1 protein-coding gene is annotated in these 1787 nt (G+C 56.5%); it reads left to right on the top strand.

The genetic code is table 11. The features are described from left to right. Positions 1-114 precede the first annotated feature (114 nt). Positions 115-1701: a putative bifunctional diguanylate cyclase/phosphodiesterase gene (locus tag GVI59_RS18525; protein ID WP_338422130.1), complete on the top strand. Its 1587-nt coding sequence runs from the start codon at positions 115-117 to the stop codon at positions 1699-1701. The last annotated feature ends 86 nt before the right edge of the window (positions 1702-1787 follow it).

The following is a 1787-nucleotide window of genomic DNA, read 5'->3' as shown; positions in this document are numbered from 1 at the left end:
CTCTGTCTGCATCGGGTTTTCTTATAGCTTACGAAAATTTCTTTTCTACAAAACAGACTTTTTCATAATCTAACCCGATGTACAACCCTTCTGTGAGATTTCCGCGTCGAGGGCATTCTGATCAGTCGTGACAATGTGGTGATGGACGCCAATCAGAGCATTCTTGAAATGACCGGGCTGGATCTGAATGACATCAAGCTTCTGAAAGTGCCTGATCTGTTTGCGGGCGGTTTTGGAGAGAAAAAGGATACGGCTTCCGCGCTGGCTGACCGGGTGGGAGCGCCTGAGCAGCTTGAACTTCTGGGGCCTGCGGGGCGACGCATTCCCGTGGAAGTGCTGTCCCGGGAAGTGCCTTACGTCGATGGGCAGGCCACGGTCGTCGCCATCCGTGACGTGACGGAACGCAAGGCGGCGGAAGATTACATCCGCTATCTTGCGATGCATGACACGCTGACATCTCTCCCCAATCGTCGGGGACTGGAGAATGTGCTGGGGCAGGTCATTGAACAGGCTCTCAGGAATGGCGCGGAGGCGGCGGTGCTCGGGCTGGATCTCGACGGGTTCAAGGCCGTCAACGATTCTCTGGGGCACCACGCAGGCGATATGCTTCTCAAGGAAGTGGCTGTCCGCTTTCAGGCACAGCTGCGGGATGCGGATTACCTCGCCCGACTGGGTGGCGATGAATTCGTGATCGTCCTGCGTTCGGTGGCCAGTGTGGATGATGCCATCCAGCTGGCGAAAAGACTGATTGCCTGTCTGTGGCAGCCTTTCACGCTGGCCGGGCACGATGTCTACGTCGGAGTCAGTATCGGTGTCGCTCTGTGTCCGCGCGACGGTGAGACCGCCCAGATGGTTCTGAAAAATGCTGATATCGCCATGTATCAGGCGAAAATAAAAGGAAAAGGGCAGGTTTACGAATTTCAGGCGGGCATGGAGACGGCCGTTCGGGAGCGGCACGATCTTGAGCTTGACCTGCGCGCGGCGCTGGGTCGGCATGAACTGCAGATCTATTATCAGCCGCTGTTCGATGTTTCCGGGAATATTACGGGTTTTGAGGCGCTGGCGCGCTGGCCTCATCCGGAGCGCGGGATGATCCCGCCCGATCGCTTCATTCCTCTGGCTGAGGAAACCGGGCTGATCGTGCCGCTGGGAGAGTGGGTGCTTAAGACCGCCTGTACCGTGGCGGCCGGGTGGCAGTCGGATATCAGCATTGCCGTCAATCTTTCTCCCACCCAGTTCCAGCGTGTCGATCTGGTCAATGTCGTCATGAGGACCCTGGAAGAAACAGGGCTGGAGCCTGCCCGTCTTGAGCTTGAAGTGACCGAAACGCTGCTGATGGAAGACGTGCCCAAGGCGCTGGCGCTGGTCAGGGATCTGCGGGCTCTCGGCGTCCGTGTGGCTCTGGATGATTTTGGAACCGGCTATTCAAGTCTTGCCTACCTTCACAATTTCCCCTTCGACAAGGTGAAGGTGGACCGGTCGTTCATCAACAAGATCACCAATGATCCCAATGCCTGGACGATTGTGGAATCCATCATCGTGATGAGTCACAAGCTCAAGCTGCGGGTGACGGCGGAAGGTATCGAGACCGGCGCGCAACTCTCCATGCTGACAGAGCACGGATGTGATGAAATGCAGGGCTTTCTTCTTGGTCGTCCCATGCCGGAAATTCAGGCCTCGACGCGGATTTCTCACACTTGAGGCAATTTCGGGTCATTTTGTAGAATTCAGTCATCCCACAGGAGCCCGATCTGGAATATTGACGATATTCTGCTTCTGGCGGCGGG

The sequence above is a fragment of the Acetobacter sicerae genome, assembly GCF_011516765.1.
In the GTDB taxonomy this organism is placed as follows: Bacteria; Pseudomonadota; Alphaproteobacteria; order Acetobacterales; family Acetobacteraceae; genus Acetobacter; species Acetobacter sicerae.
Note: the sequence above shows the minus strand (reverse complement) of the source record. Positions and strands in the feature narration are given on the sequence as shown.